13 protein-coding genes and 2 pseudogenes are annotated in these 13,096 nt (G+C 66.3%); 12 read left to right on the top strand and 3 right to left on the bottom strand.

From position 1 onward, the window contains the following. Positions 1–89: 89 nt before the first annotated feature. The 7 genes and pseudogenes from J2852_RS00075 (at position 90) to J2852_RS31340 (ending at position 5,281) form a co-directional block, all read left to right on the top strand. Positions 90–992: an ArdC family protein gene (locus J2852_RS00075; RefSeq protein ID WP_209869094.1), complete on the top strand. Its 903-nt coding sequence runs from the start codon at positions 90–92 to the stop codon at positions 990–992. A 242-nt stretch (positions 993–1,234) separates the two neighbouring features. Then, positions 1,235–1,510: a DNA -binding domain-containing protein gene (locus J2852_RS00070; protein WP_209869091.1), complete on the top strand. Its 276-nt coding sequence runs from the start codon at positions 1,235–1,237 to the stop codon at positions 1,508–1,510. A 27-nt stretch (positions 1,511–1,537) separates the two neighbouring features. Next, positions 1,538–1,804 carry a transposase gene (locus tag J2852_RS00065; protein WP_209869089.1) on the top strand — a complete coding sequence of 89 codons (267 nt, stop codon included), beginning with the start codon at positions 1,538–1,540 and terminating at the stop codon, positions 1,802–1,804. Positions 1,805–1,819: 15 nt separating this feature from the next. Further along, entirely contained in the window at positions 1,820–2,254 is a 435-nt protein-coding gene (locus J2852_RS00060; protein WP_209869087.1) for a hypothetical protein, read from the top strand. Positions 2,255–2,528: 274 nt separating this feature from the next. Continuing rightward, complete coding sequence (gene tnpA, locus J2852_RS00055) at positions 2,529–2,834, top strand: IS66-like element accessory protein TnpA (protein WP_209869084.1); 306 nt, start codon at positions 2,529–2,531, stop codon at positions 2,832–2,834. An 85-nt stretch (positions 2,835–2,919) separates the two neighbouring features. Next, positions 2,920–4,566, top strand: coding sequence for an IS66 family transposase (gene tnpC, locus J2852_RS00050; RefSeq protein ID WP_209869082.1), 1,647 nt, complete (start codon positions 2,920–2,922; stop codon positions 4,564–4,566). Between the two features lie 130 nt (positions 4,567–4,696). Beyond that, positions 4,697–5,281 (top strand): annotated as a pseudogene (locus J2852_RS31340) (transposase). A gap of 211 nt (positions 5,282–5,492) precedes the next feature. On the opposite strand, the gene J2852_RS00035 reads toward J2852_RS31340, so the two are convergent. The 3 genes from J2852_RS00035 to J2852_RS00025 form a co-directional block, all read right to left on the bottom strand. Next, complete coding sequence (locus tag J2852_RS00035; RefSeq protein ID WP_209869074.1) at positions 5,493–5,861, bottom strand: response regulator; 369 nt, start codon at positions 5,859–5,861, stop codon at positions 5,493–5,495. A gap of 208 nt (positions 5,862–6,069) precedes the next feature. Then, positions 6,070–6,690, bottom strand: a complete 621-nt coding sequence (locus J2852_RS00030) for a tyrosine-type recombinase/integrase (protein ID WP_209869071.1) — start codon at positions 6,688–6,690, stop codon at positions 6,070–6,072. Positions 6,691–6,969: 279 nt separating this feature from the next. Then, positions 6,970–8,397 carry a sigma-54 interaction domain-containing protein gene (locus J2852_RS00025; protein ID WP_209869068.1) on the bottom strand — a complete coding sequence of 476 codons (1,428 nt, stop codon included), beginning with the start codon at positions 8,395–8,397 and terminating at the stop codon, positions 6,970–6,972. Between the two features lie 330 nt (positions 8,398–8,727). On the opposite strand from J2852_RS00025, the gene J2852_RS00020 reads away from it, so the two are divergent. From J2852_RS00020 to J2852_RS31335, 5 genes and pseudogenes are all read left to right on the top strand, one after another. Next, positions 8,728–9,639 (top strand): 3-hydroxyacyl-CoA dehydrogenase family protein, encoded by a 912-nt coding sequence (locus J2852_RS00020; RefSeq protein ID WP_209869065.1) that lies wholly within the window; start codon positions 8,728–8,730, stop codon positions 9,637–9,639. Positions 9,640–9,716: 77 nt separating this feature from the next. After that, entirely contained in the window at positions 9,717–10,655 is a 939-nt protein-coding gene (gene kce, locus J2852_RS00015; RefSeq protein WP_209869063.1) for a 3,5-dioxohexanoate:acetyl-CoA acetone transferase, read from the top strand. 44 nt (positions 10,656–10,699) lie between these two features. Beyond that, entirely contained in the window at positions 10,700–11,479 is a 780-nt protein-coding gene (locus tag J2852_RS00010) for a 3-hydroxybutyrate dehydrogenase (RefSeq protein ID WP_209869060.1), read from the top strand. A gap of 98 nt (positions 11,480–11,577) precedes the next feature. Continuing rightward, the gene (locus tag J2852_RS00005; RefSeq protein WP_209869057.1) at positions 11,578–12,780 is read left to right on the top strand and encodes an ABC transporter substrate-binding protein; all 1,203 of its coding nucleotides are present in this window, start codon (positions 11,578–11,580) and stop codon (positions 12,778–12,780) included. A gap of 203 nt (positions 12,781–12,983) precedes the next feature. Beyond that, positions 12,984–13,096 (top strand): annotated as a pseudogene (locus J2852_RS31335) (ABC transporter ATP-binding protein); the annotation flags it as partial.

Below are 13,096 nucleotides of genomic sequence, written 5' to 3'. Positions count from 1 at the left end.
GCAGGCCCTCCCCCGTACCCCGGTCTCGCCGACGGGCAACCGTGCAGCAGCGAAACGCGCTGCACGGCAGCCTGAAAGGAGACACCGTCATGGACACCACCGCACCGGCCCGCGCCGACGTCTACACCCGCGTCACCAACCGCATTCTGGCCGACCTGGAAAAGGGCGTGCGCCCCTGGATGCGCCCGTGGAGCGCCGGGAACGCCGCCGGCCGCATCGTCCGGCCGCTGCGGGCCTGCGGGCAGCCGTACCGGGGCATCAACACCGTCCTGCTGTGGCTGACGGCGGTGGAGCGCGGCCACGCCTCGCCGTTCTGGCTCACCTACCGGCAGGCCCAGGCTCTGGGCGGGCAGGTGCGGCGGGGCGAGCACGGCGCGCTGGTCGTCTACGCCGGAACCATCACCAAGCCGGAGGAGGGGGACGGCGAGGAGGAGCGCGAGGTTCACTTTCTCAAGGGCTACACGGTGTTCAACGCCGAGCAGGTGGACGGCCTGCCCGGTCGCTTCCAGGCTACAGCCCCGGAGCCCAGCGATCCCATGCCGCGCCTCGCGGCGGCGGAGCGCTTCTTCGCCGCGACCGGGGCGGACATCCGCAGCGGCGGCTCACGGGCCTTCTACGCGCTGGGCGGCGACTACGTCCAGATGCCGCCCTTTGAGACGTTCCGCGACGCCGAAAGCCACGCCGCCACGCTGGCCCACGAGTTGGTGCACTGGACCCGCCACCCGGCGCGCCTCGACCGCGACCTCGGGCGGCAGCGATGGGGCGACGCCGGCTACGCCCTGGAGGAACTGGTGGCGGAACTCGGCAGCGCCTTCCTGTGCGCCGGCCTCGGCATCACCCCGGAGGTGCGCGAGGACCACGCCGCCTACATCGCCTCCTGGCTGGAGGTGCTGCGCCACGACACGCGCATGATCGTCCGCGCCGCCGCCCACGCCCAGCGCGCCGCCGACTTCCTGCACGCGCTGCAGCCGGAAGCCCCGGCGGCGGACTGAGGGCCTTGCGGAAGCCAGCGCGCCGAGGCGCCGGCTTCCGCCACCCCGCGCCCGGATAGCCCGAAAGTTCGAAGCGCCCTTGCCGTCCGCGCGGTTGGCAGCGCCGCCGTTTGGGACATTTATGGGATATCATCAGGGCCTCGGCGGGCGTGCGCGGCCGGTGGGATTTCGTCTGCATACTCTGGTAGTCTGGCCGCCGCCGGCCGGTCGGCCGTCCAAGCCGAAGGGGAGAACGGGAACCGATGACGATGCCTCTGCTCGAACCGCCGGTGGACGACGCGCCGCCCCTGTCGGACACGCTGACCGACTACGACCGGATGCATCTCGTCACCTACCTGCGGCTGCTTGACGCCGAGGCCGACGGCGCCGATCCGGACGAGGTGGCGCGCCTCGTGCTGCGCATCGACCCCGCCCAGGAGCCCGGGCGCGCCCGCCGCGCGCACGCCGCGCATCTGGCGCGGGCGCACTGGATGATGCGCGCGGGCTACGCCCACCTGATCCGCCAGGGCGCCCACTGAGCGCGCCGCCGCCGCGCGGCCTTTCCCATGGGCACTCTGTTCATGCGCATGCGCGACGAGCTGGGGACCATCCACCAGGATGACCAGTTCGCCGCTCTGTATCCCCGACGCAGGCAGCCGGCCGAAGCCCCCTGGCGTTTGGCCTTGGTCTCGGTCATGCAGTTCGTCGAGGGGATGGTGGACCGCCAAGCCGCCGATGCGGTGCGCAGCCGCATCGATTGGAAGTATGCCTTGGACCTGGAGCTGGGCGATCCCGGCTTCGACTTCTCGGTCCTGATTGAGTTCCGTGCTTGACTGATCGCCGGCGGTTTGGAGCACCAGCTGCTCGAGACCATGCTGGAGCGCTTCAGCGCGCTCGATCTGATCAAAGCGCGCGGGCAGCGGCGCACGGACTCCACCCACGTGCTTGCGGCTATCCGCAACCTGCGCTACTTGGACAACATTGGCAAAACATTGCGCGCCGCCCTGAACAGTGTGGTTCGTGTCGCTCCGGACTGGCTGGCCGGGCTGATCGATGCCACTTGGTTCGAGCGCTATGGACGGCGCGTCGACGATGACCGGCTGCCGCACAGCGCGACCCAGGTCCGCGCCTTCGCGCAGGTCATCGGCGCTGATGGCCACCAGCTGCTGGCGGCGATCTACGCCCCGACTGCTCCGACCGGGCTGCGCGATCTCGCGCCGATCGAGATCCTGCGCATCGCTTTGGTCCCGCAATTTTACTGCCAGGACGACACCGTGACGTAGCGCAAGGCCGGCAATTTGCCGCCGCCCAGTGTGCGTTTGGACAGCCCCTACGATCGCGACGCCCATCGCGGCAACAAGCGCAACGCTACTTGGACTGGCTACAAGGTGCACCTGACCGAGACCTGCGATGAGACGGACTGCCGCACCTCATCATCAACGTCGCGACCTCGCCAGCGCCGTTACCGTCCGCCGATGACCGCCTTGCGGGGAGTTGACGAAGCGGGCTGAGTGGTGACGCCGCGGGTTTTCGCGGCTTGGCCCTATGTCCAGCCCCATGGCTATGCTTATGACTTACCAGCGCGTCGAGGTGATCACCGGGTCGGAGAAGCGCCGCGCCTACAGTGTCGAGGACAAGGCGCGGCTGGTGGCGGAAGCGTTCCTACCCGGTGTGGTGGCCTCCGAGGTGGCCCGTCGGCACGGCCTCAACGTCAGCCTGCTGTATCGCTGGCGCCGGCAGTTCGAGGAGCAGGACGCAGCTCGCTCACCCGAAGCACCGGTGAGCTTCGTGCCCGTACGGATCGCCGCCGATCTGTCGTCCGCCCCGCAAGAGACGTCGCCATCGCGCCCTTTGGCCGGCTGACCCGGAGCCGACCGGGCGCGACACGGTGACTCAGCCGCCCTCGGGCCGGTCGTCGGGATCCCCGGTATCCTGGTAAGATCGCGCCATGGCTCCCGATCCCGCCCAGCTTCTAGCCGACAACGCGGCGCTGCGTCAGCTCGCCGCCGAGCAGGCGGCCCGGCTGCACGCCTGGGAGGCGGCGTTGCGCGCCAAGGACGCGGCGCTCGGGGCGGCGCTGGAGAGCATCAAGAGCAAGGCGCTGGAAATCGAGACGCTGAAGCGTCAGCTCGCCCGGCTGCGCCGCATGCAGTTCGGCCAGTCCTCGGAAAAGCTGGGCCGGACCATCGCCCAGCCGGAACTGGCGCTGGAGGACTTGGCAGCCGCCGAAGGCGAGCAGGCCGCCACCGTCGCGGAGGCCGCCGCGCCGCCGGCGGACGCCGACACCAAGCGCCGGCCCAAGCGCACGCTGCCGCCCGACCATCTGCCGCGCGAGGAACGGGTGCATGAGCCCGCCGGCGGCACCTGCACCTGCGCGCAGTGCGGCGGAACGCTGCGCCGGCTGGGCGAGGACCGCGCCCGGCAGCTGGAGTACGTGCCGGCGCACTTCAAGGTGGTCGAGCATGTCCGCCCGAAGTTCTCGTGCCGACGCTGCGAGGCGATCACCCAGGCGCCGGCGGCGCTGCCGATCGAACGCGGCCTGTTCGGGCCGGGGCTGTTGGCCCACCTGCTGGTGAGCAGGTTCGACGATCATCTGCCGCTGTACCGTCAGGCGGAGATCTGCGCCCGCCTGGGCCTGGAGTTGAGCCGCTCCACCCTGGCCGATCAGGTCGGCCACGCGGTCCGGCTGCTGCGCCCCCTGATCCAGGCGATCGCGACCAGCGTCACCGGCTCCGCCAAGTTGCACGCCGACGACACGCCGGTCCCGGTGTTGAGCCCAGGGGCCGGGCGGACCAAGACCGGCTACCTGTGGGTCCATCTGCGCGATGATCGCCCCTGGAACGGGCCGTCGCCTCCGGCGGCGCTGTACCGCTACAGCCCCGGGCGCGGCGGCGAGCATCCGTGCGGCCATCTGAAGGATTTCCAGGGGGCGCTGCAGGCCGACGGCTACGCCGGGTTCAACGGCCTGTACGAACCGGGACCCGACGGGCGGGCTCGGATCATTGAGGTGGCCTGCATGGCCCATGGCCGCCGCAAGTTCCACGACGTGGAGGTCTCGGCCAAGGGCAAAGCACCGATCGCGGCCGAGGCGCTGCGGCGGATCGGCGAGCTGTATGCGGTGGAGGCCAGGATCGTCGGCTGGGATGCCGACGAGCGCCGGCGCGTGCGTCAGGCCGAGGCCGCCCCGAAAATGGCCGCGTTGAAGGCGTGGCTGGAGGAAACACTGGGGCGGATCGACGGCAAGTCGGACACCGCCAAGGCGATGCGCTACCTGCTCAACCGCTGGACAGCGCTGACCCGTTACCTGGAGGATGGCCGCCTGGAGATCGACAACAACGCCGCCGAACGGGCGCTGCGGGCTGTCGCGCTGGGGCGGAAGAACTGGCTGTTCGCCGGCGCCGACGTCGGGGGTGAACGAGTTGCGGCGATGTACACGCTCATCGAGACGGCCAAGCTCAATGGGCTCGATCCCGAGGCGTACCTGCGCGATGTGATCGCCCGGATCGCCGATCACAAGATCAGTCGCATTGACAAACTGCGGCCCTGGAACTGGGTCAAGGCCGCTGACGGCATCGGAAACGCCGACGCCGCGTAGCTCGGCGGACGCTTACCCAGCGCCGGTGCAGGACTTGCAAGTGACTGCGTCGATCCACCGTGCGCTCGCGGTCAACGGGCTGCTCCCGGCCACCCACATCGTGGATTCCGGCTATGTCGATGCCGGCCTGATGATCGCCAGCCAAGCCGAGCTTGGGATTGAGCTGCTTGGGCCGATGCGGCCCGACACCAGATGGCAGGCCAAGGCCGCGCGGGGCTATGACACCGCCGCTTTCCGGCTCGACTGGGAGACGCGCACGGCGACCTGCCCGCAGGGGCAGACGAGCGTGAGCTGGACGGTGGGCCGGGATGCATGGGGCAATGCCCGCTTCAATATCTCCTTTGCCCGCGAGGACTGCGGAGCCTGCCCCAGCAAAGCCCTGTGCAAGCGCTCGGCTGTGGTCGGCCGGCGCATGATAACGGTGCGCCCGCGCGAGTAGCATGAGGTTCTGCAGGAGGTGCGCCGCCAGCAGAGCACGGAGGCGTGGAAGCGGCGCTATGACCGGCGTGCCGGGGTGGAAAACACGCTGACACAGGGACTACGGCTTACCGGCCTGCGGGTCTGCCGCTGCATCGGCGTCTCCAAGACGCGCCTCCAGCACATCCTCACCGTGGCCGCCCTCAACCTTGTGCGGCTCGACGCCTGGATCACCGAGCGTCCGCTGGCCAAGACGAGGATCTCGGCCTTCGCCGCTCTCCAACCCCGCTTCGCCTGACCCGCAATTCGCCAACAGTGTCTGCGCCGGAACCTGGCTGAACTATCCGGGGGGCAGTGGACTGCAGGGCTGCCGGTCCCATCACTCTTGGCCGTGGATGCCTGCGCCTGCGTAACCGCCTCAGCGATGGCGCGGGCAAGCCCGTCCTTGTTGTAAGGCTTGGACAGTGTAGCGGCCCCCGGATGAAAGAAGCTCGCGTATCCCATCGCCATCACCACCGCGATTCCAGGCGCACGACGATCGGCTTCCGTGGCCAAAGCGTGGACAAAGCGCTTCCCGACATTCCCGGCAGTCCGACGTCAGTGACCAGCACGGTGATCTTTTCCGCCTCCAGGATGGCGAGGGCTCCGGCTGCGTCATCGGCTTTCATCACCTCGTGACCAAGCTCCTTAAGCATTTCAACCGTCGTAAGCCGAACCAAGGCATCGTCCTCGACCAGCAGGACCGTGTGCCGGGCGGCCGGCCGAGGCATCAGCCCGTCGGGGATGTGCAGCCCCGGGCAGAAGTCCTGATCCTGGCGGGCGACGTCGCGGGTGTTGATCGTACCTGGCATCACCACGTCGGTGAAGAGCAGGTCCACCTTGGCCCCGCTGTCCAGCAGCGCAAGGGCCGCCTCGGCGTTTGCCCGCGTCGATGGTCCCGTAGCCGAGCGACCGCACAAGCGCAATGGTGGCAGCCCGCACTTCGGGGTCATCCTTCACCAGGACCAGCTCCGTGCCACCCCGCACGTCCGACGAGCTGAGCCGGGAAGTGCCCTAATTACCGAGGGGGGCCTCCCCCATTGCTCTTCAAATTTCGGCCTGTTCGGCCAGTGCCAGAGCATCCGCGAGCTCAATCCCCAGATAGCGGACCGTGCTCTCCAGCTTGGTGTGACCGAGCAGGAGCTGGATAGCGCGCAGATTGCCGGTTCGCCGGTAGATCAGGGTCGCCTTCGTTCGGCGCATGGAATGCGTCCCGTAGGTCGCTGGGTCGAGATCGATCTCACCGACCCAGCGATCGACCAGCCGGGCATATTGACGCGTCGAGATCGGTCGATCCGGCCGCACACGGCTCGGGAACAGGTAATCGGTGCTGCGGCCGCTCCTCAGCCGAACCCATCGGCCGACCGACTCCCGGGTCTGCTCGGTGATCTCGAACTGGACCGGATGACCCGTCTTCTGCTGCACCACGGTCGCGCGGGAGCGCACCGAGCCGTTCAGGGCGACATCGCCGATCTTGAGACGGGCGAGATCGCACCCACGCAGCTTGCTGTCGATGGCCAGATCGAACATCGCGAGGTCGCGTGTCGCGTCCGCCAGTTGAAGGCGAATGCGGATTCCCCAGACATGCTTCGGCTTGAGTGGAGGTTTCGGTCCGATCAGACGGCCTTTGTTCCACGGGACCCGACCAACCGGAGTATGTTGGCTCATCCTTGGTCTCCTGGTGAACATGTGCCTCTCCGGATTGGCGAGGCAGAGTCCACTACCATCAGATGGAACCATTGAGGATCGGTGGAGGTGCCGGCCCACAGGCAGAGGTGCGCCAGAACCGGTCATTCAAATGGCGACAAGCACGCGCACCCAGAATTCGGATGTGCATTGCAACGCATGCGTTGACTCGCCCAGCCATGCCGGCCTGACTTTCACCGGCCTCAAACCCGAGCATACCACCGCGTCGGATGTCGCAATTCGACAAAGTGGATGCTCGGATCACCCTTCCGATTCTGAGGTGATGCCATGTTTGCGCAATTTCGCATAAAGGTTGGTACGCGACAGGCCAAGGCTGCGTGCGGCTTCGAGCTTGTTGCCCTTCGCCTCCTCGAGCGCGGCCAGGATGAGTGATCGCTCCAGCTCATCCATGGCTTCGGCAAGCGGACGCTTTCTGGTCGGCGAAGCGGGGCGATCGACGGCGGCCCTCGGAAGGACGTCCGCGAAGTCCTCAGCCAGAATGCGCTCCCCTTCGGTGCGAACATAGACCTGCTCGATGACGTTGGCCAGTTCACGAACGTTGCCAGGCCAATCGTACCCGCGCAGCACATCCTGCGCGGAGGGTGTGAGATCGCGCATCGGCTGATCGAGGCTTACGGCCATCCGTTCCGAAAACCGGGAAGCGAGGATCTCCAGATCCTCCTTACGCTCGCGGAGCGCCGGCAGTTGAATCGGGAAGACGTTGAGGCGGTAGTAAAGGTCCGATCGAAACGCGCCGCTCCGCACCATGTCCGGCAGAGGCCGGCTGGTCGCCGCGATGACGCGGACGTCGACCTTGATGACCTGATTGGACCCGAGCGGCTCGACCTCGCGCTCCTGCAACACGCGCAGCAGTTTGGCCTGAAGCGGCAGCGGCATGTCGCCGATTTCGTCAAGGAACAGCGTGCCGCCGTGTGCGAGCTGAAACTTTCCGGGGCGCGGCTGGCGGCTGGCGCCGGTGTATGCGCCCGGCGCGACGCCAAAGAACTCTGCCTCCAGTAGATTTTCGGGAATGGCCGCAACGTTGAGGCCAACAAAGGGGCGATCGACCCGATCCGAGGCCGCGTGAATCGCGTGCGCCACCAGTTCCTTGCCGGTCCCTGTCTCCCCCAACAGCAGCACCGCCGAATTGATCTGGCCCGCCTTGTGCACCAGCCGTTTCACCTGGAGCATCGCCGGGCTGAAGCCGATCAGGTTCTCGACCGTGTATTTCGACGCCCGGCTAGCGGCGAGCTCTTGCTCCATGCGTGCGAGACGCGACTGCAATTTATTGAAACGGTCAGCGATGGGCCGGAGATACGTGAGGCTGTTTTTCAGGGCGAAGGCGATGGCGCCAATGATCTCTCCCCGCTCATCCCGCAGGGGCAGGCGACTGACCAGCAACGTGTGCTCCCCATAGCGCATGATGTCCAGCGGCATAGAGCGGCCGGTTTCCACCACTTCGCGCATCTGGCTGTGCGGGATGAGACGTTCGACGGGCTCCCCCACCACGTCGGCCAACGACCGGATTCCCAGCAACGCCATCCGCTTGTCATCGAACCAGACGTGCTTATCATTGGACCAAACGATGCGCGCATCCTTGTCAACCAAAATGGCGCCATCGATCATTTCGTCGATCATCACCATCAGCGCGCGCGCCGCGGCAAAGTGCTCGTCCCGTCCCGTGGGCATAGCCCGCCTCCTATCGCCTCGTGCCTTGTCAATATTCTGAACACTGTGTGTCAAAAATTGGCACACGGTAAAGCGCTGATTCGCTGGGCGGTGCGCCATACGTCGTGATGCGATGTCCGGAATCGCAAACCATCCTCTCGCCGCCCATCTGCCCAATCAGATTAAGCCTTTGTAATATCTATATCTTTGCTACTGGCACGCTCTTTGCTTTTTAACGCTCAAAAACGCGGGCGCCGCGAACAATCGGCGGGACGGCCTTCGGTGCGGTGGCGCGGCAACGACGGCTCCTCGTGGCGGCATCCGTTCAGGCAAAGGGGGAAAACACAAGGCATGACACACCAGCATATCGGAATCGTTGGTGCCGGGCTTATGGGGCACGGAATCGCGCAGGCCTTCGCCGTCGCTGGTCACCGCGTCGACATCCAGGAGCCCGATCCCGACCGCCGGGCCAAAATCGTCGATCTTGTTCGCCGCAATCTCCAAGAGCTGGGACTGGATGGCACCGCTGCGGATCGGATTCGGCCCTGCGACACCCTCGAGGACGCCGTCGGGCACGCGGACGTCGTCATCGAAGCGGTCCCTGAGGACCTGGGCCTCAAGCAGCGGATTTTAGTGGCGATCGAGGCCGCGGCGCCGCCCCATGCGCTTCTGGCGAGCAACACGTCGGTGATCCCGATCACCCGGATCATGGAGCCGCTTCGGGACAAAAGCCGCGCCATGGGCACCCACTGGTGGAACCCACCCTATCAGATCCCGCTCGTCGAGGTCATCCAGACCGCCGACACCGACGATGCGGCGATCACCGCGATGATCGATCTGCTGACCTCGATTGGCAAGATGCCGGTGCATGTCCGCAAGGACGTCCCCGGCTTCATCGGCAATCGTCTGCAGCATGCGCTCTGGCGCGAAGCGATCGCCCTCGTCCAGAACGGCGTGTGCGACGCCGAAACGGTCGACGCCGTGGTCAAGGCCAGCTTCGGCCGGCGCCTTGCCGTTTTGGGGCCGCTGGAAAACGCCGACCTTGTCGGTACCGACTTGACCCTCGCGGTGCACGAGCACGTCCTGCAGGACCTCGATCGCACGCCCGGACCGTTGCCCTTGCTGCGCGAACTCGTTGCGTCCGGGCGGCTCGGCATGAAATCCGGAGCCGGCTTCCGAACCTGGACGGAGGCGCAGCAGGCCGAGGTCCACACCCGCTTGGCGACCCACCTCCAACGGTTGGATAGCCATGAGCGCGAGTGATGGCGCGAACGCCACGACGGCGCTGGATTTTCACTCTTTCGCGGCCCTTCGGCCGGACACACATAGGAAAGCTTCCCATGGCCGCATCACAGAAGAAGGTCATCATCAGCTGCGCGCTGACGGGTTCGATCCACACCCCGACTATGTCGGACGCGTTGCCGGTGACGCCGGATGAGATCGTCGAGCAGGGGGTCGGCGCCGCCGACGCCGGAGCGGCTATTCTGCATCTGCACGCCCGCGATCCCCAAACCGGGCAACCGACGCCGGATCCGGCGGTGTTCATGCAGTTCCTGCCGCGCCTCAAGCAGTCCACCGACGCGGTGCTCAACATCACCACCGGCGGTTCGCTCAACATGACGGTGCAGGAACGCCTTGCCGCGCCTCTTCAGGCCCAGCCGGAGATGTGCTCCCTCAACATGGGCTCGATGAACTTCGGCATTTTCCCTCTGGCCGAGCGTTACAAGAACTGGAAGCACGATTGGGAAGAGCCTTATCTGCGCAGCACGGACGACTTCATCTTCCGCAACACCTTCCGTGACATCGCGTACATTCTCGAGCATCTGGGCGAGGGCTGCGGCACACGCTTCGAATTCGAGTGCTACGACGTCGGACACCTGTACAACCTTGCGCACTTCGTCGATCGGGGGCTGGTGAAGCCACCCTTCTTCGTCCAGACGATCTTCGGCATCCTCGGAGGCATCGGCGCGGAGCAGCGGAACCTCGTCTTCATGCGCGAGACCGCCGACCGTCTGTTCGGGAACGATTACGAATGGTCGGTGCTGGCGGCCGGCCGTCACCAGATACCGTTCACGACCATGGCCGCCGTCATGGGGGGCAACGTCCGGGTCGGGCTTGAGGACAGCCTGTATCTCAGCAAGGGCCGGCTGGCGCAGAACAGCGCGGAGCAGGTCGCGAAGATCCGCCGGATCCTTGAGGAGTTGTCGCTTGAGGTCGCCACCCCCGCCGAGGCGCGCGCCAGGCTCGGCCTCAAGGGCGCCGACCAGGTGGCGTTCTGAGCCGCACGCCGCCCGACATGACAAGAGTTTTGAAGGGAAGAGAGATGCGAAACAGAAACGCCGTCGTCACCGGTTCCACCACCGGCATCGGTCTGGCGACCGCCCGCGAACTCGCCAGCCGTGGCTGTCATGTGATGCTCAACGGCTTCGGCGACCGCGCGGAAATCGACCGGCTGTGCGCCGAGATCGCGGCGCAGAGCGGCACGACGATCGTCTATTCGGGGGCCGACCTGAGCCGGCCGGACGAAGCTCGCGCCATGATGGCGGAGGCGGCCGACGTGTTGGGCCCGATCGACATCGTGGTGAACAACGCCGGGGTGCAGCACGTGGCGGCGTTGCACGAGTTCCCCGAGGACAAGTGGGACCTGGTGCTCGCGGTCAACCTCAGCGCCGCCTTTCATACCATCAAGGCGGCGCTCCCCGCGATGCGGGAGCGGCGCTGGGGGCGCATCGTCAACACGGCGTCGGTCCTCGGAATGGTGGGAGCCCCGCACAAGCCGGCCTACGTCGCCGCCAAGCACGGCGTCATCGGTCTGACCAAGGCCGTGGCGATCGAGGTCGCCGAGCACGGCATCACTTGCAACGCGGTGTGCCCCGGCACGGTGTTGACCCCCATCATCGAGAAGCAGATCGCTCAGCAGGCGCAGGTTACCGGCTTGCCGGAGGAGCGGGTGCTCAAGGCGGTGTTCCTCGACAAGATGCCGACCGGTCGGCTGGTGCCTCCTGACGAGGTAGCGGCCACCATCGCCTTCCTATGCTCCGATGCCGCCGCATCGATCACCGGCGCCGCTATCCCCGTGGACGGTGGATACACAACTCATTGATCCTGCAATCGGCGTCAGGCCGAGGCGCCTCGCTGGCTGCAGCGGCGCTGGAAGCGGCGTTCCCAACCATCAAAAATAGCCACTGTAGGGAGTGAAACATGCGCAACATCCTTCTCGCCAGCGCCGCCTACGCCGCCCTGGCATCCGGCACGGCCCAGGCGCAGATGTCGGACAACGTCATCAAGATCGGCATGCTGTCTGACCGGTCCGGCATCTACGCCGACATCAACGGCGAGGGCTCCGCGGTCGCCGCGCGGATGGCCGCCGAGGAGTTCGGCAACGCCATCAACGGCACCAAGGTCGAGATCATCGTCGGCGACCACCAGAACAAGGCGGACATCGCGGCCAACCTGGCGCGCCAGTGGATCGACACCGAAAAGGTCGACGTCGTCGCCGACGTGCCGAACTCGGCGGCCGCGCTGGCCGTCCAGGGCATCACGCGGGACAAGAAGCGCATCTTCCTGATGTCCGGTCCAGGTTCGACCGATCTGACGGGCAAGGAGTGCAGCCCGTACGGCTTCCACTGGACCTGGGACAATCACGCTGTGGCCGCCGCCACCGCGCGCGCGCTGGTTGAGCAGGGCAAGAAGAGCTGGTATTTCATCACCGCCGACTATGCCTTCGGCCATTCGTTGGAAGCCGAAGCCGCCAACACCGTCAAGCAGCTCGGCGGCACCATCAAGGGCAGCGTGCGCCATCCGTTGGGCGCCTCCGACTTTTCATCCTTCCTGCTGCAGGCGCAGGCGTCGGGCGCGGAGGTGGTGGCTTTCGCCAACGCGGGTGGTGACACCATCAACGCTGTCAAGCAGGCCGCCGAGTTCGGCCTTCCTCAGGGTGGGCAGACCATGGCGGGCCTGCTCCTGAACATCAACGACATCCACGCGCTGGGTCTCGATATCGCGCGGGGTCTGATGCTGGCGAACTCCTTCTACTGGGACATGAATGACGAAACCCGCGCCTGGTCGAAGAAGTTCGAAGAACGAACCGGGCGCAAGCCGTCAATGAACCAAGCGGGCGTGTACTCGGCTGTCAAACATTATTTGAAAGCCGTGCAAGATGTCGGCACTGACGATGCCGACAAGGTGGCAGTCAAGATGCGCGGCATACCCGTCGTTGACATGATGATGAAAAACGCGAAAATCGCCGAGAATGGTCGCGTCTTCGACGATATGTATCTAGCGCAGGTGAAAGCGCCTGGCGATTCGAAGGCGGCTTGGGATTATTTCAAGATCCTCAAGACCATTCCGGGCGACCAAGCGTACATCGATCCGAAGGACAGCGGCTGCCCTCTCGTGAAGTGATGGCTGGGGAGCGGACGCGCTCCCCTTCCACCCTCCCTCTGCGCGGGCGCCGGCAACGCACGAGCCCGGTGCATGGCGATCGGGCAACCGGATGCTGCCTCCCGAGGCGGCTGCCCCTTCGGCGCGCGACGATCAGCGCCTCCAACACGCCATCGTCGGCGCCGGATCGGCCCGCCCGGGAGTATTAAAATAGGATCACGACCATGGACCACACGATCCTGGAAGCGCGTGGACTCTCGAAGGAGTTCAAGGGCTTCATCGCGGTGAAGGAGGTGAACCTCCAGGTCCGCCGCGGCACCATCCACGCGCTGATCGG

The sequence above is a fragment of the Azospirillum soli genome (genome assembly GCF_017876165.1).
GTDB classification, from domain to species: Bacteria; Pseudomonadota; Alphaproteobacteria; order Azospirillales; family Azospirillaceae; genus Azospirillum; species Azospirillum soli.
This window is presented reverse-complemented; position numbering and strand designations above follow the sequence as displayed.